This is a genomic window from Streptomyces sp. NBC_01717 (assembly GCF_036248255.1).
Classification (GTDB): domain Bacteria; phylum Actinomycetota; class Actinomycetes; order Streptomycetales; family Streptomycetaceae; genus Streptomyces.
The window spans coordinates 5,859,465-5,884,764 of sequence record NZ_CP109178.1 but is presented as its reverse complement, the minus strand read 5'-3'; the positions used below and the strand labels follow the sequence as shown (position 1 = coordinate 5,884,764).

Sequence of the window (25,300 nt, the reverse complement as noted above, 5' to 3'; positions counted from 1 at the left end):
AGCAGATCGGAGTCACTGCATGGCCGGCCAGGTTTCTGATGGAGATGAGTGGCAGCGGCTCAGGCCGGATGCTGAACACGCACTGAGGAACCTGAACTCAGAGATCTCATCCCACGAGGATCCCCAGACACTATTCGAGGCCTATACGTACGCCAAGGACATTACGGCCCGTGCGATACAGGCCCGGATGCTGATGCATTTGCCGACCGAAAACCGCGAGTTCAAGATGCTGCACGCGAGGGTTCAACAGGAGATGCACTCGCGCTATCAAGGCATGATCCCACTTCGGTTCCTTAGGGCTCCGTACAGCGGAAAGACGCACGAGCGACTCTTCTCCCTGCTCCAGGAAAATCTGGCCCGGCCCGTACCAGCTGCCATGCTACGCATCGTGACCGGCGATAACGTGCATACCGAGCGTAGGGCGCGCGAACTGCGCGAGCTTGGCTTCGATGTTCACTGGCATGAGACAAAGGAAATCAGCGTCTACAATCTCAGGTCACTCGACCTGGATTTCAACATGATCCCAGCCGTTGTGAGGAATAAGGTCAAGAAGTCGAAGTCACTCACCACGGACGAGAAGCAGCGCCTCCTCAAGAACGCAGGAATTCCCGAGAATGGATAGTGGCAGTCACTGGGAACCCCCGGAAGGCTCCTGGGCCTCATCGGCAGCCCGGCGCCGGAACATGCAGGCGATCCGGAGCAAGGACACCAAACCAGAGCTCCTGATCCGCAGGCTTCTACACGCGCAAGGACTGCGTTACCGCGTAGCGGCCAGGCCTCTGCCAGAGCTTCGCCGGACGGCAGACATCGTCTTCCGTCCGGCGAAGGTGGCGGTATTCATCGACGGCTGCTACTGGCACGGTTGCCCGGAACATTACGTATCGCCGAAGACCAATTCCGTCTACTGGTCCGACAAAGTGAAGCGCAATGTCACCCGCGACAAGGACACGGACGAACGCCTCCGTAATGCAGGTTGGACCGTTCTCCGGTTCTGGGAACACGAGTCACCCGACGACTGCGTCCTCACGATCGCCGCTACGGTCAGCCGCCTCCGTGACAGCCGCCAATGAGAGATCAGCCAGCTTGAACAACATCTCGCTGTCCCGTTTCCGAACCTTGATCCGCGGCTGCCGCACCGGGGCCACCACACCAGCCTCCTTGGCAGCCTTGAGCGCCGTGAGGATCTGCTCCCCCACTGCTTTTGCAACTGGGGGCGGGAAAGCGTTGCCTACCTGGCGGTACGCGGCTGTCTTCTTTCCCTTGAACTTCCAGCTCTTCGGGAAGCCCTGAATGATCGCTGCCTGTTCGACGGTGAGCTTCGGTCCCGCTACAGCAAAGAGATCACGCTCCTGGCTTTCCTGCCGCTTCATCTCCAGCAGGTCATTTGCCACCCCTAGCCCGCAAACGCCTAGCGCCGCCCACGCCTTCTTGGCCCGGGTCGGACCCAGGTCAGCACCGCCGTGCTTCTTGGACCCGCCGACGAGTGTGGGGGCCACACCCTTCAACGCCTCCTTCAACCAACGCTTGAACGCGCCGTCGGCGCGGGGATCATCGACCGCGTTGAAGCGCTCGGCCATAGTGTCCTTCAGCGCCTCGCCGACGGTAAGAAGGGGCCGCTTCTTAGGCTCCTTCGCGGCAAAGAACGGACGGTACTCCTTCTTCAGCGCCACCAGAATTGCCCGGGGCCTAAGCTGAGGAACGCCATAGTTCTTGGCTTCCAGGACCTCCCAGTAGCACTTCTCGTAGCCCATGGACTCAAGACGCTCCAGAAGCTCCTCCCGGTACCCCTGGAACTTCTCGAACGGTTCCAGCAGGCCCCGGACGTTCTCGATCATGACGGCCTTGGGCTCAAGCTCATCGACGAGGTCGAGCATGGTCGGAAACAGGTCCCTCTCGTCATCCCGCCCCAGCTGCTTCCCGGCAACGGAGAACGGGGGGCAAGGAACTCCGCCGGCCAACAGATCCAGGTCCCCGGGCTCCAGACCCAGCTCCAGCCTTAGATCCTCGGGCTTCAGCTTGGTCAGATCCTCCTGCTTGACCTGGCATCCATCCCACTCCGGGTTCCCGTCCACGTTCTCCCTGAGGGTGGCTACCGCGTGAGGGTCGATCTCGATCAACGCCAGGTGCTTGAACAGCGCATTGTGCAGGCCTAGCGCCTGCCCACCCGCCCCGGCACAAATCTCAACCGAGGTGAACTCCCTCTTGGTGCTGGTCATGCACCCTCCTTCCAGACTTGCTCGACTGGCACCGATTGCCACCAGTCATCACAGAGGGTGACAGACCCCACTGACATCACGACCGCCCTCCAGTGTGCGGCACGAGTCGGTCTGCCCCAGACACCGCCCGCACCATGACGAACACACATACGATATTGCCTATGCGCAGCCCTGACTGGACCTGGGACGAGTTGCTGCTGATCTGCTCTCGGGTCGTTAACAACGACTGGGGCCAGCTCAGGGCGTACCAGCAACCCACACGCGATCTTGCCGAGCTTCTCCGCTCTCTGCCCCTCCATGGGGACGTGGCACGCAACGTGCCCGAATTCAGGTCGGCCGCCAGCATCAGCCGAAAGAGCGCGGACCTGATCACTAGCCGCCGCGACTACGTCGGCCCGGCCACCAGGGGTGGCCGACTGACCAAACTCGTCGCCAAGGCGTTCATGGAACGCCAGGCAGAGATGCTGCTCGCTGCACAAGCCATTGAGGACGGGATCGCATCCGGCGAGCTCGCCCTTATTCCTGAGCAACCCGACGAAGTGGATCAGGACGGAGTCCCGGCCGACGAAGGGCGCCTCTTGACCCGCTGGGCCACCTTTCGTGAACGGAGTCCTGCCCTGCGCAAACGCAAGATCGCCCAAGCACGCAGGCTCGGGCAGCCCCTCCAGTGCTCCGTGTGCGCGTTCCACTTCGGCCAGCGATACGGAACCCTCGGCGAGGGCTACATCGAAGTGCACCATGTGCTCCCCCTCCACCTCTCGGGCCCGCGCGAGACCAAGCTAGAAGACCTCGCCTTCCTCTGCGCCAACTGCCACCGCATGTGCCACCGAGGCCATCGCGGCGCATCATGGCGTACCCCTGCAGCCCTGCGGGCTGAGATCGAGAAAGATGCCAGACTGGGCGGAACCGAGCAGCTGCCCACCACTGACTCGTGCAGTGCGCCCATCACGCCGCCTCCGCCTCGAAGTGCATCTGCGCGCGGTCGAGCAACCCGTCCGGGTCGCCGCCCCGGGCAGTGATCCAGTGAAGGAGATCCGCGATGAGGTCAGTGGCTGATTCCTCAAGGATCTGAGCTGAGCGACTCTGCAGCAGCGGCGGCGCTCCGACGTCCCGCCGGTAGTTCGCTAGGGCTGCCTCGGCCCGCTGCGCCCGTCGGCACTGCAGTTCCGGGCCAGCTGAGAGTTCACACCAGACGGCCTTCCCCGTCGCAGTCAGCAACGTGCCCCAGTCGACAGCCAAGCCGGCAAGCAGATGCAGACCCCGGCCACACTCGTCGTCGCAAGCCGTCGATCCAAGGACCGGCACACGGTGACTCTTGTCGTGGAGCTCGATCCGCAGCCGGTCGGCCGCCACCTCTAGCACGAGAGCGGCAGCGGCACCTCTTCCCACGTGCTTGATCACGTTGGCTGCCAGCTCACTCACTGCGAGCTCGGCTTCATCCGCTAAGGCCGATAGGCGCCACTCCGCGAGCTGCCTCCTGACGACTCTCCGCAGGTCTCGAACCGCTGCGGGCTCAGCCTCGAACTGCAACACGCTGCGTTGTTGCGAACCATTTTCGTGTCCGGACATGCGTTCTCCTTCCGGCGCCACTCCAGCGCTGCACCTGCCGTATCCAAACGACTGCGCTGAGTGGTCAGGTTTGCGAGTATGGCAGCAAGAAGTCTCTTCATGGAACTTCTCACCGGAATCGATCGGGTGAATCCGGGCACTGCCAACTCACCTTCGACATAGCCTTGTTGGCGCCCAAGCGCCGCATGGCACGGAACGGAAGGCCCCTCCATGTCCGTCAGGACCACAACACGACGCCGACAGCTCGGCGCGATGATGCGCAAGCTGCGTGCACGAAAGGGCATGACGCTGGAGGAGGCCGGACGGCTCGTCGGGGTTTCAAAGGCCACTGTCAGCCGCTACGAGACTCAGGAAGGGCCGGTGAAATGGCCTATCGCGGACGCACTCTGCCGGCAGTACAACGCAACTGACGCGGAGCGGACTGCCGTGGTCGCTCTGGCGAAGGACGCCAAGCAGCAGGGCTGGTGGGGGCCGTACACCGACTCCATCCCCCCTGACATGAATCTCCTGCTGACGCTTGAGGACGAAGCCGTGCGCGAGGACCACTTCTCCTGCACTTACGTGCCCGGCCTTCTGCAGACACGGAACTACAGCACAGCGATTCAAGGTGCCAGCGAGATGCGCCTGGCACCCGAGGAGATCCAGCGTCTCGTGGATATCCGCATGAAGCGCCAGGAGATCCTGAGCCGGCCCAAGCCACCCCACCTGTGGGCGATCCTTGACGAGTCGGTGATCCGGCGCGTGGTCGGATCTCCCCGAAGCATGCGCGATCAGCTTGGTCACCTGCTAGAAGCCAACAACTCGCAGCACATCACCTTGCAGGTACTGCCGTTCTCCAAGGGCGCCCACGGCGCGGCCTTGGGAAGTTTCGTGATCCTCGGCGGGGCCGAGACGAGTCTGGACGTCGTGTACGTCGACCTGCACGTCGGCTCGCTCTTCATGGAGAAGGACGAGGAACTCGACCGATACAGACTTGCGTTCGACTACCTTCGTGCACAAGCGTTGGACATGGCCACGTCGTCGGCCTTGATCGAGCGCGTTCGCGAGGAGATGTAATGCTTTCGGTTCCTCACTCCCCCAGGCCTCTCAGCTGGTTCAAGTCGTCATACAGCGGAGCGAACACGACTGAGTGCGTTGAGGCCGCCCACCTCCCACAAGCCACTGCGGTCCGCGACTCGAAGACCCCTGACGGTCCGATGCTGACGTTCGGCAACGCATCGTGGGCGGGGTTCCTCACCGCCGTACGACATCAGCAGCTCGGCGCGCAATAGGCCCACGCCCGCATCCCCTGCGCAAGTAGTGGCACCGTACGGGTCGCCTAAGGTCCGCTGGACGCTGTCGTTCTCCGTGAACCGCCAATACGTGTCTGTGGTTTCATCGCTCGCAAAGTGTCGCCTGGTCTCCACGCGCCATGCCCTGTGCCTGAACGTCCTGAACAGGTTCTCGAACTCGTCCAGGGCGGTGATCCTCGCTGCGCGACCAGGAGCTCGCGTGGCATGACGAGCGCCACCTCTCCTTCGGACAGATGCTGGTTGCGCTGAGCGGCCTGGACGGCGCACTGACCGGCAGGGGCGAGCACCCCCGCCGGTCAGCGGGACGGCCGGGTCAGGCCGTGGTGCAGTTGGTGCCGCTCAGGGTGAACGCGGTCGGGGCGGCGTTGCTGGATCCCTTGGCGGCGGTGAAGCCGACGGTGACCGTGCCGGCGGCGGGGATGATGGAGGTGTAGGAGGCGGGAGCGACGCTCACCGTGCCACCGTTCTGGGTGGGGGACCCGCCCCACATGTTGGTGACGGTCTGGCCGTTGGCGAAGGCGAAGGCAAGTGTCCAGCCGTTGATGGTGGTGGCGCCGGTGTTGCGGATGGTGATCTCGCCCTGGAAGCCGTCCGGCCACTCGCCGACGACGCGGTAGCCGACGGAGCAGCCCGCACCGGGCGTGCTGCCGCCCTTGTCGGTGGTCACGCTCACCGTGGCCGAGCGGGCCGAACGGTTCCCGGCCGCGTCGCGGGCGTATACGGCGAAGGTGTACGTCGTGTCGGCGGTAAGGCCGGTCACGGTGGCGGTGTTGGTGGTGGAGGCGGCGACCGTGGTCTCGGAGCCGCCGCTGACACGGACGATGTCGTAGCCGGTGACGCCGACGTTGTCGGTGGCGGCAGTCCAGGTGAGGGTGACGGAGGTGGCGGCCACGGCGGAGGCGGTCGGCGTGCCGGCAGTGGACGGGGCCTGGGTGTCGCCGGGGTTGCCGCCTCCGTAGACGGTGGCCTCCCGGGAGGTCTGGGCGATGCCGTTGACGCCGTTGAAGATGCGCTGACCCCAGGAGCTGAGCCGGCTGGGATCGAAGTCGATCGCCAGGTCGAGGATCGGGTCGGTGTTGCCGCTCCAGGACCATGCCAGGTAGCCGAGCCGGAGCTGCTCGGCGGTGGCCATCATGGTGTCCTCGTCCGGGTCGCCGTACTGATCGGCGGGGCCCCCGAACTCGCCGATGAGGATGGGCAGTCCGGCGTCGACGAAGGCATGCAGGTAGTCGGTGACCTTCTGGGCGGTGTTGTAGACGCTGTACATGTGGATCGAGAAGATCAGGTTGCCGGTGAGGTCGGCGTCGTAGACGGACTGGGCGTTGGCGCGCATGACCCCTTGCCAGTCCTGGCCCCAGTTGGGCGCATCCACCATGATCGTGTGCTCGAACCCGGCGTTCCGCAGTTTCTGGACGGCGGCGATCGTGGGCGCGGTCCAGCCCTCGGGGTTGGTGTTGCCCCAGGGCTCGTTGCCGATGTTGATGATCACATAGTTCTCTTCGCCGGCGAGTACGTCCTTCAGCCCGATCCAGTAGTCGGCGGCGTGGTCGAGCGTGCCGGCCGCGGCGTCCTCGCCGTAGCCGGTGGTGTCGTGCACCTCCAGTACGCAGATGAGTCGGTTGGCCTTGCACTGGGCGACGACGGCGGCCACGTCCGCGGGGCTGTTCTCGCTCCAGCGGTGGCCGTCGGAGAGGACGACGCGGACGGTGTTGGCGCCCAACGCCTTGATGTCGGCCAGCGACTGGGTCTCGCCCGGGTACCAAGTGTGGGCGTGGTTGACGCCACGCATGATGAAGTCGTTGCCGTTGCCTTCGAGTAAGCGGCCGTCACTGATGTGGAGGCCGGTGGCGAGTTCGCCGGCCGACTGGGCGTGGGCGGTGGCCGGGCCGACGGCACCGAGAACGATGATCCCGAGGAGGGTGGCCAGTGCGGTCAGCAGGGCGGTGACGGGGCTCTTTCGTGTCGTGCTTCTTGTTGTTCTCACTGCGACTCCAGAGGGTGAGCGCCAAAAGAACTGAGCATCAGAAGAAGCATGGGAGCGCTCCCATAAAGTCATTCCGTCAGGGGCACGTCAAGACATCGCGCACACACCGGCATCTGAAAGGCCGTTGTGCGGGTGCGATCCCGACCTGGCGAACCCGCTGCGGGAAGGCGGATGCTCTGCGGGCACTCGACGCCTATAGGGAGTGCCTGTAGCGTCCCGGGCTCTGCGAGGGGAGGGGCGGATGGGGCGGAGGAGATCCGGCGGGCCGGTGCGGCTGTTGGCGGCGGCCCTGTTGCTGCTGCTCGGCGGCTGCAGGATCGGCATGTCGGACGACGTTCCCCCGCCGCCGGCCCGGGCCGGGGCGTGGAGCATCGACTACGTGGGCCCGCCCGGCCAGGTGCACATGGCGGACCTCGCGGCGGTCTCGGCCACCGAGGCGTGGGCGGTCACCGAGGAGCGCGGGGCGAAGGACAGATGGAAGCCGGGCCTGCTGCGGCTGCTCGACGGCCGGTGGTCGGCCGTGCAGATCCCCGCCCAGCTGCGGGCACAGCCGTGGTTACGGCTTGCCGCTGCGGGTCCACGCAACGTGTGGCTCTACCCGGACGCCTGGGGCGGTGTGCCGCCGCAGAAGAGCGGCGACGCGCCGAGCGGCCCATGGAAGCGCTGCCCGGCGTTGCGCTGGGACGGCACCCGCTGGCACCAGGTCCCGCTGGACTTCCCTCCGGTGGACCTCGATGTGGTCTCGCCCGACGATGCCTGGGCCCTCGACGCCTCGGGCGCCGCTCGGCACTGGGACGGCACCCGGTGGCGGACCGTGCCGCTGCCGGCCCGCGGCATCGACATCGAGGCGCGAGCTGCGGACGATGTGTGGGTCGCCGGGGACCAGGCATTCGACGACCGCCCCAAGCAGCCCGCGGCGGTCCACTGGGACGGCAGAGGCTGGCAGTTGACCCGCCTGCGCCGGTACCAGGCCCCGTACGACGCCAAGGTGGTGGACAACGGGTCGATCCTCTGGGGCATCCGCGCGCAATCCGCGAGCGATGCCTGGGCCCTCGGGGTGCACTCGGTCGTCGACGGGCGCGATGAGGACCGCGAGGAGCCCCAGGCAGTGGACGAGCGCATCCTGCTGCACTGGAGCGGCACCCGCTGGCAGCCGGTGCCCGGGCCGCCGCGCGCCTTCAGGGACAAGTCCTACGGCCAGGCCGTCCCTGACGGCACCGGAGGCATGCTGCTAGGCGCCTGGGCGTACCGGACCGCGGAGGGCAAGTACTTCCGCATCGACGCACCGCCGAATACAGAGGGCTGGCAGGAGACCAGCCTTCCGTCCCTGCAGCGTCGATGGCTGACGATGGTGGAGGCAGACGTCATCCCCGGGACGCACACCATCCTCGCGGCAGCTGATCTTGTCGGCAGCCACGACGGCGTGACGCAGCTGACGCAGCCGGCCGTCATCCGCCTGACGCTCGACGCGCCCTAGCGTTCTCTTCTTGAGCAACCCCAGAACGACTTGAGCAACCCCAGGACGACGTCGGCCGCGCCGGAAACCTGGGCCTTCCACGGTGGAGCCCCCGACGCGTCCTCGCGTCGGGGGCTCCGTCATGCCCGTGAGCCACCACTGCTACGGACCGACCGTTACCTGCTCACGCACAACGGCCCGCCGGACGCTCCCGCGTCACCAGGTCCGTGTAGCCCGTGGTCCCGTCGATCCACACCACCCGCTGCCCGCCGTCGGCCGCCGCGTAGAGCTGCTCCCCGCGGTTGCAGGAGACGCGCACCGCCGGGCCCGTGCCGTCCGTCGGGACCTGCCAGAGCTTCGCGAGCGACTCATTGCGCAAGACCGTGTCCGGTACCTGGGCGGTGACCGTCGCCGAGGTGTCACTGACCGTCAGGTCGAAGGCGTGGAGCGCCCCGTCGCCCGACTCGGGAGTCAGGTCGAGCGGCTTGGAGCCGTCGTAGCCGGCCCGGCGGACCGCCATCGTGCCGTCGGCGTCGTCGTCCGCCAGCCACAGGACATGGGTGCCGTCGAGGCCGGTCCCGCCGATTGCCTGCGCCTGGTCGACACCCGGCATCAGCGTGGTCTTGCCCGTGGCCACGTCGAGGGTCTCGATGCCCAAGTGGTAGCCGGACGCGTCCGGCCAGCTCTTTCCGTACGCGACGGTCGTGCCCTTGACCGAGGGCAGCGCCGAGCTCTTGGAGTACGAGCCTCCGTCGACGTACGCCTGCCGTCCGGTCCTGATGTTGACGTAACCGGCATGTCGGCGGCCGTAGGGGTCGGACTCCTCGAAGACCACGATGTCGCCGTCGATCTTCAGCCCGCTGATCGAGGTGTAGGAGGACCAGATCTTCTTCGGGAGCCCGCCCGAGATCGGCCGTGTGTAGACACTGATGCTCGATGTGCCGAACGAGGCCCAGACGACGGTCTTGCCGTCGGTCGCCGGGTAGACGTTGTAGTTCCCGTCGTTGGAGCTGATCATCCGCAGCCCGCCGCCGGTGGTCTTTCCCGCCCAGACGGAGAACGGTTCCGATCCGTCGTCGTTGGACCGGGAAGCGGCCCACCAGCCACCACCCGCGCCGGTCCCGGTGGAGTAGGTGTTGAGCCTGCCCAGGAGCTTGTCGGAGTCGACACCGAGCGCCTTCTCCCAACCGGACACAATGCCGTGGGCGTTGAACGACCGTGTGACGACGGCGAGCTGCTTGGAGGTCACACCGAGTGCCTTGGCCGCCGCGATCGTGGCGTTACGTCCCTGGGTGAAGCCGTCCAGCGGTGTCATGTACTCGGCGAGCGCCTTGTACGCGATCCTGTCTGCGAGGTCGGCGCCCAGGTCCTGGCGGATGTCCCAGAGGGCACCCGAGTAGATCGTGGAGTTGAGGTGGACGCCGCCGTTGTCGCTGCCGTAGGTGACCCCGAGGAAGTTCTTGGAGGTGGTCGCACCGTCGTTGAGGTCGCGGAAGGCGCACTCACGCGGGGTCGCGCTGCGGCAGAGGTCCTCGCCGAGCAGCCCGGAGTCGGGGTCGCTCATGGACGTACCGGAGGCGGTGACGTCGATGGCGTTGCCGAAGTAGTCGGCGATCGCCTCGTTCATGGCGCCGGACTGGCCCGCGTACACCAGATTGGCGGTGTTCTCGACGACGCCGTGGGTCATCTCGTGGCCGACCACGTCCAGGTCGGCGGAGAGCGGCTTGTACTCGGCGTCGCCCGTTCCGTACACCATCTTGGAGCCGTCCCAGAAGGCGTTGACGTACGGCTGCCCGCCGGAAGTGACACCGACCATGGAGTTGATCGTCCCGCCACGCCCGTCGAGGCTGTCGCGGCCGTGGACCTGCTTGTAGTAGTCGTAGACCTTGCCGGCCGCCCAGTGCGCGTCGACCGCGCCCGCTTCGGTGGCATCCTGCCCGAACGTCTGGGTGTCGGAGCCGAACTCCCTGACTCCGCTGGGCCAGCCTCCGGACACTTCGCCGACGTCGTGGCCGCGGGCATCGAGGGTGTTGATCGCGCCGGTGGAGGTGTCCCACATGTGGGCGTAGTCGTTCATCGTGTACTGGCCGCGCGAGGCGTAGTAGTAGAGATCCAGGTCGACCGTGGTCCCGTCGAGCTTGACGCCGGTGCCGGTGGTGCCGGGGAACTCCCGCCCCGGGGCCGCGGGGTCGTCGGCCGTCGCGGTGGCGCCGGTCGCTGCGGACGTGCCGCTCCGGCTGCCCTGGCCGGGCGCGCCGAAGGTCCTGATCGAGCTGTACTGAAGGAGGGGGAATCCGGCGTCCGCGTCGATGTAGACCTGCTGCAGCACCGGATCGCTGGTAGCCGGATCCGTGCCCGAGACGGTGACCCGGCGCGTCAGTACGCCCTTGCCCTGCGGCAGGACCACCAGCTTGCCGGCGGTTCCGGTGAGCGGCTTGAGGTTCTTGGCGGCCACGCTCTCCTTGGTGAGCTTGGCGCTTCCTCCGCTCAGCTGCTGGGCGACGGCGGCGACCGCACGCTGTACGGCGACCTTGTCGGAGACCTTGGCGGTGGTGCCGGTGCCGAGCTGGGTGAAGTACTGCCCGGAGGTCCCGGTGACCGTCCGTTTCCCGCCCTCGTTCCTCATCCGCACGATGTACTGGCCGCCGAGCACCTCGAGCCCGTGGTACGTCTGTCGGAGCCGTACGGTCTCCTCGGGCCCGTCCTTGAGGGTTTGCACAGCCTTCAGATCACCCTTGGGGTCACTGATGCGGTACCGGCTCTTCTTGGCGGCGAGATGCCTGGTGGCGGCAGCGGCCGCACTCACCTTCGCATCCGCCGGTTCCTTGATTCCGTCCACCAGTGCCGGGGTCGCGGTCTCCGTCCCCGGGATGACTTCTGCAGGCGTCGCGGCCGGCGGGGTTGCCGCCTGAGCCGCGGGTACGAAGCCGACGAGCAGAGCGGCGGCTCCCAGCAGGGCCGCCACGCCGCTCACCCCGCCTATGCCGTTCGATCTGCCTGCACGCGTTCTGGATGTACGCAAGGTTCCCCTCCCACGCTGGCTGTCTGGGCATGCCCATGCAACCCTGGGTGACCTGAACGCATCAATGAGTCACGCGTGTTGACAAGTGGACACGCACACTTGTGTGGGTGCAGTGACCACGAAAGAATTCGGTCATGATCCAGGGGGCGGAACTGCAGGACCTCGGCCTGGGGGAGGACGAGGAGAGAACCTACGAAGCACTGCTCAGGCAACGCGCCGCGAAACCTGAAGAGTTGGCGCGTGTACTCGGCATTCCGCGCGAGCGGTTGAACGCCGCTCTGACCCGGCTCTCGGACCATGGCTTCACCACCCCCGGCGACGCCGCCTCCGCACTCCCCCACCCGGCTGCCCCGGCGGCCGCGATCCGCACCCTCATCCACCGCCGTCAGGCCGAACTCCACCTTCGTTCCGCCGAATTGGAACGCCTGATGATGTCGGCGGACCGGATCGCCGGCCGCCTGATGGAGGGTTCCCCCAGTGCGTCGGAGGGCGGAATAGAAGTGGTGACCGGCACGCGCGCCGTGGGCGAACGAGCCGAGTCGTTGCTGGCCTCAGCGGAACAGGAGGTGATGGTGTTCGATCGTCCCCCGTACGCCAAAGGCCCGGAGGACGCGGACAGTTCACGCTCTCCGGGCCTGGACATCAAGGCCCTCCTCGACAGGGGCATAGAGGTCCGTACGGTGATAGACCGCGAAGGCCTCTCCTACCCCGGCAGAATGCGCTCCCTCAACACCCTGATCTCCCACGGCCTCCGTGCCCGCGTCACCACCGGCGTCCCGACCAAACTCATCATCGTCGACCGCCGCATCACCCTCCTCCCCCCGACCGAGACCACGGATCCCACAGCCACGGCCCTGGTCGTCGGCGACGCCTTGCTCCGCAATGCCCTGGTCCCTCTCTTCGAGACGGTCTGGGACCAGGCAACCCCTCTCGGCGGCGCCGACGCTTCCCTTCCCGAAACTCAGAAGGAACTCCTCGGCCTGCTCGCCTCAGGACTCAAGGACGAAGCGATAGCCCGCCGCATGGGCGTGCATGTCCACACAGCCCGTCGCCGCATCTCACAGCTCCTGGACTCCCTGAACGCCGAAACCCGCTTTCAGGCCGGCGCACAGGCAATACTGCGGGGCTGGCTCGGCGTCTGAGCTCTGCGCGGGGACGGGTACGCCGCCGCGGACGTAGGCCCTCTTGGTGGCGGTGTGGAGTCCGGCCCTCGTCACTGGCCCACCCTTCCGTCGACGCACTCACGCAGCAGGTCGCGGGCCCTATCCGCAGGGACGCGACTGACTCAATTTGATGTTCGCGAACCGTTCGCGCCACGGGATGCGATCAGGCTCCGGTGCGGGGGCGCCGTAGAAGGCCGCGCATGCGGTGGCCTGTCGGCACGGCGCGCATTCCGTCTCGTCTCCCAGGGGACGGAAAACGTGTTCCTCACCGGGCGATGAGCAGACGACCAGGGCAGCGGCCGACGGGCGTTGAGGCAACGGGGGCGGAGCCGGGGCCGCGGGGAGCTTCTGGACGAGGCGGTAGCGCAGGAAGCCGAACGCCGAGCGCACGCCGTCTTCCGGGCGTTCGGCGAGCAGTGCGTGTCTCAGGTCGGATTCGCTCAGGCCGCGCTCCAGCCACTTGACCGCCTCCACGGCCAGTGCGCGGGCCTCGCGCGCCCCCAGGTGCAGTTCGCGACGGGTGTGGCGCAACGAGAGCAGGACCCGTTCCGCGCAGGCCAGTTGATGGGAGTCGACCGGTCTCGGCGTCGGTTCGGGCTCCGGGTCCGTCGCCGGCTCGGCTTCGGAGGGTGGGTGGGGAGTGGTCTTGTCACTGTGGTCTTCTACGGCTTTATAGCCACCGACCGTCCGGGCGGCCGGTTCGCCGACCGTCGGAATGTGCGCACTCGGTGGCGCGGTGGTGGGCGGGGCCCCTCGCAGGTGTGCCGCCTGCTCGATCGTCAGAGGGGTGTTCGCGACCAGTTGCTCGGTGATCCAGCGGCCTCGACCGCCCTGGGTTCGCCATTCGTGTACGTACCCGTGCGCGACGAGTTGTTCCTTCGCCTTCTGGTACGCGCGGCCCTTGATGCCCAGTTTCCGGGCGAGTTCGCTCAGGGGCCTGCACGGAGCGTCTTCGGGAAGGCCCTGGACGTAGAGGAGCAGGATTTTCGCGTCACTGCTCAGGCGCGGATGGCGCACGACATCGTGTGATGCCTTCGTGAAGCGGCGGGACGGGGAGATAGCATGACGCAGCATTTCCGGTGGCTACTTCCACTGGTGATGAAGGCCCTCGGTTGGTGTTGGCGCACCGCCGGGGGCCGCCCTGTGTACGCGTTTGCACACAGAGCGTGAGGATTTCGTCACCGTACCGCACTACTGCCATCTCCCACCATGCGAACGGGACTTCACGTCACGCCCTCGGTGTGGGTCAGGCGAACCAGATCGAGCTGTGCCGGTGGTTCGCAGGCGTCACGTCCACCATGTCCGCGGACTTGAGCGCGAGTTCGCCGTAGGCGGTCTTCAGCAGGGCTGAACGGATGCTGCTCACGCGGTCCACCCTGTCGATCTCGTACGCGGTCGGCGGAAGGTCGGGTCCGCCGACTGCGTCCCGTACCCGGCGAGATAGAGCTTCAGCCTGCACTGGTCTTCGGCCTCGACGAACACCTGCTGCCCCCAGTGAGAGCTGAGGCGGTGCGCTACGTCGATCAGCCGGCGGCGGTCCTCCGGCGAGTACGCGGGGAACCGGACCCAGCCCCGGTCGGCGATTTCGTTGCCGAGCTCGCCGAACAGCATCGCCCGCATGCGCTGCTCCTCGTCGTCGGTCAGCGGTGTGGAAACACCTTCCACGGACTGCAACCGGACGTTGTACAGGTCTCGGATCACTGGTTGCTCGCAGGTCGCTCTGGTCTGTTCCGGAGAGGTTATCCGAACAGGTAGAGGCCAGTGCTGTCGTGGGTAGCCGGGATCGCGCCTACGGCCTCGCTCATCTGCTCCGCAGGCAACTCCGCGTCAGCTCACCACCAGGAGGTGGGATAGACCTCTCGCTGCAGACGGGCGGAGACCATCTGCACCATGACGAGCAGCACCGCGCCCGCGGCCAGCAGGGGTACGAAGCGGGTAGCAGGCGGGGCGGTGAGCATGATCATGACGGCGGTCGCCATGGCTGGTGGATGGGCCGCCTTGAGCACGAGCACGAGTCCGCAGGCGATGCCGCAGGCCACGACAGCGGCCCAAGGGCCGTGCCAGCCGAGGGCCAGCACCGTGAAGCAGACAAGGCAGGACAGCATGTGGCCGCCGATGACATGGCGGGGCTGCGCCAGAGGCGAGGCGGGAGTCGCGGTGACGATCGCCATCGTGGCCGCGAGCGGCGGTACAAGCACCATCTGGTGCGTGAGAGCCCCCACGGCCACCAACAAGGCCAATCCGACCGACGTGGTGATGGCCGCCGACGCGACCGTGCGCGGGGGCAGTTGCGGCTCGTCGGGTTTCCTCCAGCGAATCGGAGGCCGCTTCCGTGGGCGGGTTGAGACATCCAAGACTTCCGGCATCCCCGGCGCGTCAGATGCCATGAATGCGACATTCGTGTCCGGACGGGAGACCGATGGCCGCAGAGCGGCCCAGCCGCCCCGCAGCGTGCGTCCGGGTCAGGCGGACAGGAGGCGCAGCGATCTCTGGACTGCCGGGCGGGGCACAAACCTGCGGGGCACACGGAATCAGCACGGGAACTCCTGGGAACTATCCCCGCTTCCGGCCCACGGCGGCTCGTCGTCCGTGAAGACGGGGGATCATGCCCAGCATCGTGACCTTGCCGACCGACGCCCGTCCAAGACCCTCTCCTTATCGCTCGATTGAAGGCCTCTATCCAACCGCCCCGCCAAGGTCACCGAGCAACCACCACCCCCTCGGTGGTCGACGTGTACTGCTCTTTACACTCGGGAAACCGGCCCCGGCCGGCTCCTCGTCGGCGGGGCACCAACACGCCCGCGCCTTGGGAGCTGTTGTCCTTCCGAGCAGGGTCGTCGCGTTTCTGCTGGTCAGGCATAGGTACGGCTGTCGTGCGGCAGCGCGACGAAGCGGGAGGTGACCCACATGGCCGTCGGCAGAACCGATTCGGCTGTTCACTTCCGGGTGACGGGGGCGCGCGCTCCGCAATAACCGCAGGTCACCGGGACAGATTGAAGCGGAACGTATTCCTCCGTACCCCATCGGGAGTGCCTTCCATGCGCCTTCGTACCACCGTCGCCGCCGCCCTCGGCGCGCTCGCGCTCGTCGTGACTCTGCCGACCTCGGCCAGTGCGACCGTCGGGTTCTTCGCCTACAGCTACACCGGTCTCGACGGCACCCCGCAGATCGCCGAGCTGATCAACCCGCCGAGCGGGGAGTGCGTCACGCTGCCCGAGGTGGCCGACCCCAACTCGTCGAACCCCGCCGACTCTCCCTGGAACTACACCGTCTCGACCGCCACCGTCTTCACCGGCCCCGACTGTGACGGCGACTCCTTCACCCTCCGCCCCATCGGCGGTCACGCCTCCGAACGGTTGAAGCTCCGGTCGGTCGTCTTCAGCTGACCCCGGCCCCGATCCTGATCCGCTACGTCACCAATCGCCCGCCCCGGTACGAGTCACATCCCGCTCGTACCGGGGCGGGGTCACGTGCCGGGTCGGTCGGCCCCGGCGACCGGTGGAGCAAGATGTCGCCGAAGGACGTCCTCCAGCGTGTGGGCGGTGTCGACCAGGTGGTCCGTGATCTGCAGCAGACGGGGATCGAGCGCGGTCGGCCGGTTGCGCAGCGCGCCCTGGACCTGGCGGAGCGGGGGAATCGGGCCGGGAGGCTGCAACGTCCTGACCGCCTCGGCCAGAGTGATCATCGCGATGTCGAACGCGGTGGCCAGGGCTTCGAGCCGATCGGCATCGGCGTCCCGGGCCTCGCCTTCTTCCCCGCCGATGGCCGTAGCCTGCGGCGGGACGAGGGCGTGCAGCGACAGTTCGGTGTGGGCCAGCCGGGTCACCACGGCGACCAGAGTCCGCGCGACGGCGGGAGTCAACGGCGAGTGCGGCGGCTCGTCGGCCAGACGGTCCGAGGACGCCTCGGCGTCGGTGCGGGCGCGGCGGGCGGTGGCTTGAAGGCCGCGCAGTCGGGCCGGATCGGTCCGCGCGGGATGGGCAAGGCTGCGCAACAGGGCAGTGGTGTAGGTGTTGTGGACCTCGACCATCCGGGCGAACTTCTCCTGGGCGGTGAGTCCTTCCCAGGTCGGCCACACGGAGTAGGCGATGAGCGCGAGGACCGCTCCGACAGCGGTGTTGGTCAGGCGGGCCACGGCGGTGGTGTCCGCGGGCAGGCCGAAGATGTCGAGGAGGATCACGATGAAGACGGTGAGGAAGCTGCTGTAGATCACGTAGTTCACGTCGAACAGGGCATAGGCGGCCGCGACAGCGATCCCGGCCGCGACGATCAGCCCGACCGAGCTCGGGTGGGCAAGCCACGCCGCTGCCGCACCGAGACCGGCTCCGACGGCCGTGCCCACTGCCCGTTGGATGCTGCGGTACACCGTGGAGGTGTAGTCGGGCTTGAGCACCAGGAAGATCGTCAGTACCACCCAACGGCCTTCGAACAGGCCGGTGGCCTGGACCATCACCTCGGCGAGCCCCGCGACCACGGCCAGCCGCACAGCGTGACGCCCGGTCTCCCCGGACAGGGCGAGATTGGCTCGCAGGGTGAGGGATGCCCATCCGATGCCATCCTGGCCGGCCGGAACCACAGGGCTGATCGCCGTATGGTTCACCGGCGTTCGCCCGGGCCCCGCGTCAAGGCCGGCCAGGCTCCGGGTCACGGCACGGAGCTGTCCGAAGAGCGCCTCGGTCGCCAACTGCCCGCGGGTGCCGGGGGCGACAGCCAGGCTCGGCAGGAGTTCGTTCAACTCGCGCAGCCGTCCGGCACGTTCGGCTCGTCCGGCACTCAGTGTGTCGGCGATGAGATCCAGCGCCCGGGCGGCGCCGGCGGCAGGGCGAAGGGTGGCCTCCGAAGGGTCGTCAGCGGCACGCTCGGCCAGAGCCGCGAGCGAGACGCGGATGCGTTCCGCTTGCTCGAGCAGGTCCAGGAAGCGCAGTCGCACGTTCATCGGCAGCAGCGGGTTGGGGTCGGTGAGAACAACGGCCGAGGGAAAGGCCGTCGGCGACGGCGGCCCGAAGTGCCCGGCTGCCGGGCCGGAGGCGTAGACGGCGAGGATCCGGTAGGACTCGGCGAGCGCCGCGCGCTCCGGGTCGCCTCGCTGGAAAGCCCAGGAAACGGCGACGAGCAGGCCCTGGAACAGCCCGCCGGCGAGCACCAGACCGGCCCGCAGTGCAGCTTCCGTCGGCCCGAGCGGCATACCGATCGCGATCAGCAGCCCCACCGGCCATTGGAGGGCCGCCACGCTCAGCCTCGGCCCGAGGCAGACGGCCAGCCCGACGACGTAACCCCAGACGACAACGACCGGTACCAGCAGCCATGGCGCAGTCGCCGCCGTGACCGCGCCGACGAAGGTGGAGACCGCCATGCCTGCGCTGGCCACTGCCACGGCCGCCACCCGGCTCCGGGTCACGCCCTGGAACGAAGCGAATCCGGCAGGCAGCGCTCCCAGAGCCGCGAAGGCACCGTAGTCGAGGCGTCCGCAGGCTGATCCGACCGCGAGCGGCACCATCACACCGACGGCCACCCGGACTGCGCGCCAGGGAGCGACATCACTCCAATGGAACGGTCCGAATTGCCACAGCTTCCGCCATTGGAATCGGGCCAGATAGCTGCGGCTGGACCGAAGCGTGTTGTGCGTCCATCGACGCTGGTCGTTGGTCATCCTCAACGGGGGCGATGCATTCCCGGCGGGATACAGGACGGGCATCCGGTCGGATGGTGTTGCTGCGGTTGCATCCCTGCTCCGTGTGGCGAGTGTCGAGCCCGAATGTGAGGCGGCCATCGGCTGATTCCTCGAGACGTCCGACATCTCGAAGAGGAAGACCAGCACGATGACCGCACCTGGCAGTCTGCCGTGGGCCGTCGCCCCGGAGGAGAACCCGGCACCGGCGAGTCCGGGCCCGCGGCGTGGAATCCGGGCCTGCGGCGGGCGATGCAAAGGCCTTCGCGGAGGACCTGACCTCGGCGGAGGCCGACGGCGGTGTACGGAGCGGGGGCGATGCCGACGGCGACGGGGCCGCCGGGGAACCCGCAGGGCGGAGGAATGCGGCTTTCTCCGGTGGCGCCGTTGGGGTGAGCGGATGGAACATGGCAATGCGCGGGCCGGAACCCATTCCACGCACACGCACTTGCCTCCTGTCCTTCTGGATCCGCTGATCAAGGAGGTCATCCACATCCCCGCGTACCCCAGAATCCGACCGCGCCGACGAGGGCCGACGACGGGAGACCGCTCATGGGCACCCAGTGGATCGCCGGGGAACACCGCTTCGAGACCACCGCGACGGGCCGGGCCGTACTCGCCGATCCACGGCTCAACCGCGGCACGGCCTTCACGCCGGAGGAACGCGCGACACTGGGCCTGGTGGGCCTGGTGCCGTCGCAGTCCCTCACCCAGGACCAGCAGGCGGTGCGCGCCTATGCGCAGTACCGTTCGCAGCCCACCGACCTCGCCAAGAACGTCTATCTGACCGGTCTGCACGACCGCAACCAGGTGCTGTTCTACCGGCTCGTCGGCGACCACCTCGGCGAGATGCTGCCGATCGTCTACACCCCGACCGTCGGCACCGCGATCGAGCGCTACAGCTACGAGTTCCGCCGCCCGCACGGAATCTATCTCTCCGTGAACGCCCCCGAGGAGATCGAGGACGCGCTGCGCGGCTCCGGTCTCGGGGCCGGCGACGTCGATCTGATCGTGGCGACCGATGGTGAGGCGATCCTGGGCATCGGTGACTGGGGCGTCGGCGGCATCGACATCTCCGAGGGCAAACTCGCCGTCTACACCGCGGCCGGCGGGGTCGACCCCAACCGCACGCTCGCGGTCATGCTGGACGTCGGCACCAACCGGCAGCAGCTGCTGGAGGACCCCCTCTACCTGGGCAACCGCCATCCGCGCGTGGACGAGAAGGCGTACGACGCCTTCATCGACGCGTATGTCACCACCGCGAACAGGCTCTTCCCCGACGCGCTGCTGCACTGGGAGGACTTCGGCACCGCCAACGCCCGCCGCATCCTGGACCACTACCGCGACCGGGTGTTCACCTTCAACGACGACGTCCAGGGCACCGGCGCCGTCAATCTCGCCGCCGTGCTGTCCGCGACGAAGGCAAGCGGCATGGCGATGACCGACCACCGCATCGTCGTCTTCGGCGCCGGAAGCGCCGGCACGGGCATCGCCGACCAGTTCCGCGACGCCCTGGTGGCCGACGGGCTGCCGGAGGAGGAAGCCGACCGCCGCTTCTGGGCCGTGGACCGGTACAGCCTGCTGACCGACGACCAGGACGGCCTGCGCGACGCCCAGATCCGCTACGCCCGTCCGGCGGCCGAGGTGGCCGGCTGGGAACGGGACGCGCAGCACGGCGGCGTCGCCCTCGCCGAGGTGGTCCGTCGGGTCCGGCCGACGGTGCTGATCGGCACCTCCGGTCAGGGCGGTGCATTCACCGAGCAGGTGGTACGGGAGATGGCCGCCCACACCCGGCGGCCGGTCATCCTGCCGATGTCCAATCCGACGCCACTGGCCGAGGCCACCCCCGCCGACCTGCTGAAATGGACCGACGGGCGGGTGCTGGTGGCCACCGGCAGCCCCTTCGAACCGGTCGAGTACCGGGGCGTTACGTATCTGATCGGCCAGGCGAACAACGCGCTGATCTTTCCCGGGCTGGGCCTGGGTGCGATCCTCTCCCGCGCCACCCGTGTCACCGACGGCATGCTCGTCGCCGCCGCCCACGCGGTGGCCGGACAGGTCGACGGGAGTACGCCGGGCGCGCCCGTCCTCCCGCTGCCCGACGCGCTGCGCGCGACCTCCGCCGCGGTGGCGGGAGCGGTCGGCCGCGCCGCGGCCCACGACGGCGTCGCCCGCACGGAGGTCGACGACGGCTTCGGCAAGCTGGTGCGGGACGCCATGTGGCAGCCGGTCTACCCGGAGATCAAAGCCATCCGCGACGCAGGGGGATCCTGACGGAGTTCCGCGTGAACGCGTGCCACGCCATCGAGCTGCCGCGGTGCGGGCCCTGCTCGTCCCGACCCGCGCCGAGGGCAGCCCCTGGTCCGTGGCGTGCTCACACCCGGCCCGGCCGCGCCCGAGCAGGCCGGCCCGCCAAGATGCTCGACGGTGTCAGGCTCCTGGCTCAAGGCGGGCCACTTTTCACCGCGATGGTCCTGGTCGACATGCCATGGCCCCTGTGGAGGCCCCGGCCCCGCCGAAGCGACGTCACACGCGGCCCAGGACGGTGCCCGAGCACTGCGTCGGGCGACAGGCGACACGTAGGGGCCGGTGCGAAACTGGGCCGTGCAGCCCAGGCACTGGAGGCTTCACCATGTCGAGCAACGAGCCCGCGAACACAGGTCGGAAACCACGGTCCGAAGCGTGGAAGACCGCGCTGACCGTGCTGCAGACGGCCAAGCCGCCGCACATCCCGGAAGGGGCCGAGGCGATGACCGTTCTCATCGAATTCCCGCCAGGAGATCCGGGCACTCCTCCGCACCGCCATTCGGGGCCGGCCTTCGGCTACATGCTGGAGGGGGAGATGCTCTTCGAGCTCGAAGGTGAGCCGGAGCGTGTGATCAAAGCCGGGGAAACCTTTTGGGAGCCGGGCGGAGACGTAATCCACTATCAGGACGGAAACAACCGGACGGACTCCCCGAGCCGTTTCCTTGTCACGATGATGTGCGCGCCCGGCCAGCCCATGCTTACCCTGGTCGATGACGAGGAGCTGGCACAGCGTAAGGACCGGCGGGCCCCGCGGCCCGCCTGACCACGGTCATCCGGCCCGCGAACCGCGAGCTGCTTCCCGGGGCGCCGGCGAACCGACCGGCATTCGGCTCGATGACCCACCGCGCGATCGCAATCACGGCGAAGACGAAATCGTCGGCCCTCGCCGGAGCATCGAGCGAAGACGGGCACCGGTCCTGTATTCGGATTCGCTGTCAGATCCCTTTCCCTCCCCAGTGCGCCATCGGGGCTTCCAAGAGCCGCCCGGTGGTGCGCGACGAAAGGTGACCCATGAAGTTCGCAGTGATGGGCGGTACCGGCCGGATCGGGTCGCAGGTCGTGAAGAAGCTGAAGGCGGCGGGACACGAGGTCGTGCCGCACTCGCTGTCCACCGGTGTCGACATCATCACCGGCCAGGGCCTGGAGGAGGCGGTGGCCGGCGTCGATGTCGTCGTCAACCTGACGAACTCCCCGACCTTCGACGACGCCTCCCCGGCGTTCTTCCAGACCTCGATGGACAACCTCCTGGCCGCCTGCCGGAAGGGCGGGGTGGGCCATGTCGTCATCCTGTCGATCGTCGGCATCGAACAGGTGCCGGACCTCGACTACTACCGGGCCAAGGTCCTCCAGGAAAACATCCTCAAGACCGGGTCGATCCCCTACTCGATCGTTCGCGCCACTCAGTTCATGGAGTTCATGGATTCGGTCCTGGCCATGACCACCGATGGCGACACCGTCCGCCTGCCTCCTACGCCGATCCAGCCGATCGCCGCCCAGGATGTCTCCGACGCTGTCGCCGAAGTCGCTGCCGGCACCCCTCTGAACGGCATCCTGAACGTCGCCGGGCCCGACGTCTTCCCCCTCGACGAACTGGGCCGGATGACCCTGAACGCCCGCCCCGACGGCCGCACTGTCGTCACCGACGACACCGCCGGCATGTTCGCCGCCGTCCGGGGCGACGTCCTCACCGCCAAGGGCGACGCCCGTATCGCCCCCACCCACTACACCGACTGGCTCTCCTGAACGACGCGGTTGCGTCAGCGATAGTCCTCCGGATGGCCCTGCATCCACTTGTTGATGCGGTCGCGCGTGCCGAACAGATCGGAGCGGTGCTTCTCCAGGTTCTCCGTGGAGGTGTCGCCCTTCAGCGTCCTGTCCAGGGTGGTCATCCAGGCCACGGGCTCCTTGAAGTGCCCCGGGTCCTTCGGATACGCCTTCATCGACGCTTCCAGGCCCGTCAGTTCGTCGTGGACCCGGCCCAGGACGTAGGCGCAGTCGCCCGTGCCCGGGGTGCAGGTGTCGTCCAGGGTCGCCTGGAGGGTGGCGAACGCGTCACGGACCTGCGCGGGCGCGGTAGCGGGCTTCTCGGAGGACATCCGGGCGGCGTCCTCCGCATCGGCTGACGCCTGGGCGTCCGCTTCTGCTTGTGCCTCCGCCGCCCGGGAAGCGGCCGCCGCATTCGCCGACGGCGCCACGTACGGGACGTCGCCCCCGGGCCCGTCCGACGTCTCTACGCTGCTGCAGCCCATCAGGCACGCGCCCAGCAGCACGGTCAGCCCGGCAGCGGCACGCATGCGGGTACGGGCGCGGGTGGTACGGACAGACATGAGGCCCCCCTCGTCGATTGGCCCAGACCATACCGTCACCGTCGGCCCTCCGCGCCTGGCGGCCTCAGCCCGTGATCAGGGACTGGAGCGCCGGCGCGTACAGATCGGCGAGGTGTTCGGGGGTGGCCAGTGAACCCGCGCCCTCGCGGTGCAGGCTCAATGTGGCGCCGAGGCCGAGAAGGTGGCCGGCGATCAGCTCGGCGCGCAGGGTGCGTTCACGGCCGGGGAGGCGGGCGATCAGCGCCTCGGTGACCTGCTCGTGGAAGCGGTCGCGCAGCAGGGAGCGTTCGTCCTGGTTGCCCAGGGAGAACACCACGCGCAGGAGCGGGTCCGTCTTCAGCTCGCGCCGGCGGCGTACGAGAGTCACCACCATGTAGCGGCCCAGCGTGTCGAGCGGGGCGTCGAAGAGTTCCTCGGCGGCCGGGCCGAAGTCGGCGACGGTGTTGAAGAGTTCTTCCTTGCGGCCGAAGTGCTTGACGACCAGGGAGGGGCTGACTCCGGCGTCCGCGGCGATCCCCCGGATGGTCACCTCGGCGTACGGGCGCTGGGTGAACGCCCGTCGCGCCGCACGCAGGATCGCGTCCCGGCCCGTGCCCTGGTCGGCGGGGGGCGGGGACGGTGAAGGAGCCGGAACGGTGGCCTCGCTGCCGCTCATGCACCCTCCTCGATCAAGATCGTCCGCGCACCGCCTTTGCGGTCCTTGCGGTCCTCTCCGACCGTACCTGTCCCAGGTGTACGGCTGCCGGGCAGGAGCAGCGTGACCGCCAGCGCCAGCAGCGCCGCGCCCGCCGCGATCACGAAGACGACCTGGTACGCGTGGAGCGTCGGCGCCGTCCGGCCGCCCGCCTGGAACGTGATGTTGGCGAGGACCGCCGCCACCGTCGCACTGCAGAAGGCCTGTCCGATCGACCTCATCAACGTGTTGAGACCGTTGGCCGCACCCGTCTCGCTGACCGGGACCCCCCGCATCACCAGGGCGGGCAGCGCCGAGTACGCGATGGCCGTGCCCGAGGCGACGACCGTCGCACCGGCGATGATCAGCCACAGGCTGTGGCTGGTGAAATAGCGCACCGCGTAGCCGACGGCGATGATCCCCGACGCCAGCGCCAGGCTGACCTTCGGCCCGTACGTCGCCGAGATCCGCGCCGACACCGGCGACAGCGCCACCATCGCCACACCGCCCGGCAGCAGGCAGAGCCCGCTGACGACGAGCGAGGCGCCGAGCCCGTAGCCCGTCGCCTTCGGTTCCTGCACCATCTGCGCGGTGACCAGCGAGTTCGCGTAGAAGGCGAAGCCGATCAGCAGGGCTGCGAGGTTGGTGAGCAGGACGGCCGGGCGGGCCGATACCCGCAGGTCGACCATGGGCGTCGGCACGCGGAGCTCGTACGCGCCCCAGAGCAGCGCCACCACCACGGCCGCGACGAGCAGGCCGACCGTACGCGTCGACGTCCAGCCCCAGTCGGCGCCCTGTGTCACCGCGACCAGCAGGCAGACCAGGGCCGCGGACAGACCCAGCGCTCCGACGGCGTCGAACCGGCCGCGGGTGCGCAGCGGCGACTCCGGTACGCAGCAGAGCACCAGCACGATGTCGATGAGGCCGATCGCACCCGACACCCAGAACATGGTGTGCCAGTCGAAGTTCTCGACGACGAGCGCCGCGACCGGCAGACCGACGGCCGCACCGATGCCGAGCGTCGAACTCATCAGGGCGACCGCGGAGAGGACCCGCTCGGGCGGGAGTTCGTCGCGCAGGATGCTGATGCCCAGCGGTACGACGGCGAGCGCGGCGCCCTGGAGGGCGCGGCCGGTGATGAGTACGCCGATGTGGGAGCTGACCGCGCACAGCACCGAGCCCATCACGAGGACCGCGAGCGATGCGACGAGCACCCGCCGTTTGCCGTACATGTCGCCGACCCGGCCCAGGACGGGCGTGAAGACGGCGCCGGTGAGGAGAGTGACGGTGACCAGCCAGCTCGCGGCGGTGGGAGTCGCGCCGGTGAGGGCCGGGATGTGCGGGAGGAGCGGGACGACGATCGTCTGCATGACCGCGACCACGACGCCGCAGAACGCGAGGACGCCTACGGCGAAGCGAGGGTGGTGCGGGGTCCGGGTCTGCCCGGTTGCCCCGTCGAGGGCGGATATGTCCGCGGACATGCATTCTCCGTACGGTGCTCGGCAGTGGTGCCGGTGGCGGAAGCCTGAGGGGGGGGTGCACATGTGTTCACTTTCAAGGTAAACGCATGTGCACCCCCTCAGGCAACCTGAGGTCCGCCCACCGCGTTAGCCTCGGAAGCCG

The 25,300-nt window shown here is 68.1% G+C and carries 22 protein-coding genes; 11 read left to right on the top strand and 11 right to left on the bottom strand.

All coding sequences use genetic code 11. The features are described from left to right. Nucleotides 1-19 precede the first annotated feature (19 nt). Together OHB49_RS26625 and OHB49_RS26620 are read left to right on the top strand one after the other, a co-directional pair. Nucleotides 20-622, top strand: a complete 603-nt coding sequence (locus OHB49_RS26625; protein WP_329163554.1) for a hypothetical protein — start codon at nucleotides 20-22, stop codon at nucleotides 620-622. Further along, the gene (locus tag OHB49_RS26620; protein ID WP_329163552.1) at nucleotides 615-1,070 is read left to right on the top strand and encodes a very short patch repair endonuclease; all 456 of its coding nucleotides are present in this window, start codon (nucleotides 615-617) and stop codon (nucleotides 1,068-1,070) included. Before OHB49_RS26625 ends, OHB49_RS26620 begins: the two co-directional genes overlap by 8 nt. On the opposite strand, the gene OHB49_RS26615 is transcribed toward OHB49_RS26620, so the two are convergent. Next, on the bottom strand, nucleotides 1,005-2,216 hold the full coding sequence (locus OHB49_RS26615) for a DNA cytosine methyltransferase (RefSeq protein ID WP_329163550.1): 1,212 nt from the start codon (nucleotides 2,214-2,216) through the stop codon (nucleotides 1,005-1,007). The genes OHB49_RS26620 and OHB49_RS26615 overlap by 66 nt on opposite strands. A gap of 161 nt (nucleotides 2,217-2,377) precedes the next feature. Between OHB49_RS26615 and OHB49_RS26610 the strand changes: the two genes are divergently transcribed. Then, a complete protein-coding gene (locus OHB49_RS26610; RefSeq protein WP_329163548.1) occupies nucleotides 2,378-3,235 on the top strand; it encodes an HNH endonuclease in 858 nt (285 codons plus the stop codon). On the opposite strand, the gene OHB49_RS26605 is transcribed toward OHB49_RS26610, so the two are convergent. Next, complete coding sequence (locus OHB49_RS26605; RefSeq protein WP_329163546.1) at nucleotides 3,162-3,785, bottom strand: ATP-binding protein; 624 nt, start codon at nucleotides 3,783-3,785, stop codon at nucleotides 3,162-3,164. The two genes, OHB49_RS26610 and OHB49_RS26605, sit on opposite strands and share 74 nt — an antisense overlap. Nucleotides 3,786-3,995: 210 nt before the next feature. Between OHB49_RS26605 and OHB49_RS26600 the strand changes: the two genes are divergently transcribed. Then, nucleotides 3,996-4,841, top strand: coding sequence for a helix-turn-helix domain-containing protein (locus OHB49_RS26600; RefSeq protein ID WP_329163544.1), 846 nt, complete (start codon nucleotides 3,996-3,998; stop codon nucleotides 4,839-4,841). Continuing rightward, a complete protein-coding gene (locus tag OHB49_RS26595; RefSeq protein WP_329163542.1) occupies nucleotides 4,841-5,056 on the top strand; it encodes a DUF397 domain-containing protein in 216 nt (71 codons plus the stop codon). The genes OHB49_RS26600 and OHB49_RS26595 overlap by 1 nt, the downstream gene beginning before the upstream one ends. 334 nt (nucleotides 5,057-5,390) lie before the next feature. Here the strand turns inward: OHB49_RS26595 and OHB49_RS26590 are convergent, their stop codons facing one another. Then, complete coding sequence (locus OHB49_RS26590) at nucleotides 5,391-7,061, bottom strand: cellulase family glycosylhydrolase (protein ID WP_329163540.1); 1,671 nt, start codon at nucleotides 7,059-7,061, stop codon at nucleotides 5,391-5,393. A gap of 241 nt (nucleotides 7,062-7,302) precedes the next feature. Between OHB49_RS26590 and OHB49_RS26585 the strand changes: the two genes are divergently transcribed. Further along, the gene (locus OHB49_RS26585; RefSeq protein ID WP_329163538.1) at nucleotides 7,303-8,538 is read left to right on the top strand and encodes a hypothetical protein; all 1,236 of its coding nucleotides are present in this window, start codon (nucleotides 7,303-7,305) and stop codon (nucleotides 8,536-8,538) included. A 163-nt stretch (nucleotides 8,539-8,701) separates the two neighbouring features. Here OHB49_RS26585 and OHB49_RS26580 read toward each other — a convergent pair whose 3' ends face one another. Then, nucleotides 8,702-11,482, bottom strand: coding sequence for a M4 family metallopeptidase (locus OHB49_RS26580; RefSeq protein WP_329163536.1), 2,781 nt, complete (start codon nucleotides 11,480-11,482; stop codon nucleotides 8,702-8,704). Between the two features lie 191 nt (nucleotides 11,483-11,673). On the opposite strand from OHB49_RS26580, the gene OHB49_RS26575 reads away from it, so the two are divergent. After that, on the top strand, nucleotides 11,674-12,681 hold the full coding sequence (locus OHB49_RS26575) for a helix-turn-helix domain-containing protein (protein WP_329163534.1): 1,008 nt from the start codon (nucleotides 11,674-11,676) through the stop codon (nucleotides 12,679-12,681). 120 nt (nucleotides 12,682-12,801) lie between these two features. Here OHB49_RS26575 and OHB49_RS26570 read toward each other — a convergent pair whose 3' ends face one another. The 3 genes from OHB49_RS26570 to OHB49_RS26560 form a co-directional block, all read right to left on the bottom strand. Further along, the gene (locus OHB49_RS26570; protein WP_329163532.1) at nucleotides 12,802-13,776 is read right to left on the bottom strand and encodes a hypothetical protein; all 975 of its coding nucleotides are present in this window, start codon (nucleotides 13,774-13,776) and stop codon (nucleotides 12,802-12,804) included. A gap of 288 nt (nucleotides 13,777-14,064) precedes the next feature. Then, nucleotides 14,065-14,367 carry a hypothetical protein gene (locus OHB49_RS26565; RefSeq protein WP_329163530.1) on the bottom strand — a complete coding sequence of 101 codons (303 nt, stop codon included), beginning with the start codon at nucleotides 14,365-14,367 and terminating at the stop codon, nucleotides 14,065-14,067. 167 nt (nucleotides 14,368-14,534) lie between these two features. After that, nucleotides 14,535-15,068, bottom strand: a complete 534-nt coding sequence (locus tag OHB49_RS26560) for an HPP family protein (RefSeq protein ID WP_443079670.1) — start codon at nucleotides 15,066-15,068, stop codon at nucleotides 14,535-14,537. Nucleotides 15,069-15,740: 672 nt separating this feature from the next. Here OHB49_RS26560 and OHB49_RS26555 point away from each other — a divergent pair. Beyond that, nucleotides 15,741-16,088, top strand: a complete 348-nt coding sequence (locus tag OHB49_RS26555) for a hypothetical protein (RefSeq protein ID WP_030971008.1) — start codon at nucleotides 15,741-15,743, stop codon at nucleotides 16,086-16,088. Nucleotides 16,089-16,168: 80 nt separating this feature from the next. Here OHB49_RS26555 and OHB49_RS26550 read toward each other — a convergent pair whose 3' ends face one another. Then, a complete protein-coding gene (locus tag OHB49_RS26550) occupies nucleotides 16,169-18,352 on the bottom strand; it encodes an FUSC family protein (RefSeq protein WP_329163527.1) in 2,184 nt (727 codons plus the stop codon). Between the two features lie 570 nt (nucleotides 18,353-18,922). Between OHB49_RS26550 and OHB49_RS26545 the strand changes: the two genes are divergently transcribed. From OHB49_RS26545 to OHB49_RS26535, 3 genes are all read left to right on the top strand, one after another. After that, complete coding sequence (locus tag OHB49_RS26545; RefSeq protein ID WP_329163525.1) at nucleotides 18,923-20,644, top strand: NAD-dependent malic enzyme; 1,722 nt, start codon at nucleotides 18,923-18,925, stop codon at nucleotides 20,642-20,644. A gap of 358 nt (nucleotides 20,645-21,002) precedes the next feature. Further along, nucleotides 21,003-21,440: a cupin domain-containing protein gene (locus OHB49_RS26540; protein ID WP_329163523.1), complete on the top strand. Its 438-nt coding sequence runs from the start codon at nucleotides 21,003-21,005 to the stop codon at nucleotides 21,438-21,440. Nucleotides 21,441-21,688: 248 nt separating this feature from the next. Then, entirely contained in the window at nucleotides 21,689-22,420 is a 732-nt protein-coding gene (locus OHB49_RS26535) for an SDR family oxidoreductase (protein WP_329163522.1), read from the top strand. 14 nt (nucleotides 22,421-22,434) lie between these two features. Here OHB49_RS26535 and OHB49_RS26530 read toward each other — a convergent pair whose 3' ends face one another. The 3 genes from OHB49_RS26530 to OHB49_RS26520 all read right to left on the bottom strand — a co-directional run bounded on the left by OHB49_RS26530 (nucleotide 22,435) and on the right by OHB49_RS26520 (nucleotide 25,158). After that, on the bottom strand, nucleotides 22,435-23,004 hold the full coding sequence (locus OHB49_RS26530) for a hypothetical protein (protein WP_329163521.1): 570 nt from the start codon (nucleotides 23,002-23,004) through the stop codon (nucleotides 22,435-22,437). A 64-nt stretch (nucleotides 23,005-23,068) separates the two neighbouring features. Then, on the bottom strand, nucleotides 23,069-23,659 hold the full coding sequence (locus tag OHB49_RS26525; RefSeq protein ID WP_329163520.1) for a TetR/AcrR family transcriptional regulator: 591 nt from the start codon (nucleotides 23,657-23,659) through the stop codon (nucleotides 23,069-23,071). After that, the gene (locus OHB49_RS26520) at nucleotides 23,656-25,158 is read right to left on the bottom strand and encodes an MFS transporter (protein ID WP_329163518.1); all 1,503 of its coding nucleotides are present in this window, start codon (nucleotides 25,156-25,158) and stop codon (nucleotides 23,656-23,658) included. Before OHB49_RS26520 ends, OHB49_RS26525 begins: the two co-directional genes overlap by 4 nt. Nucleotides 25,159-25,300 lie beyond the last annotated feature (142 nt).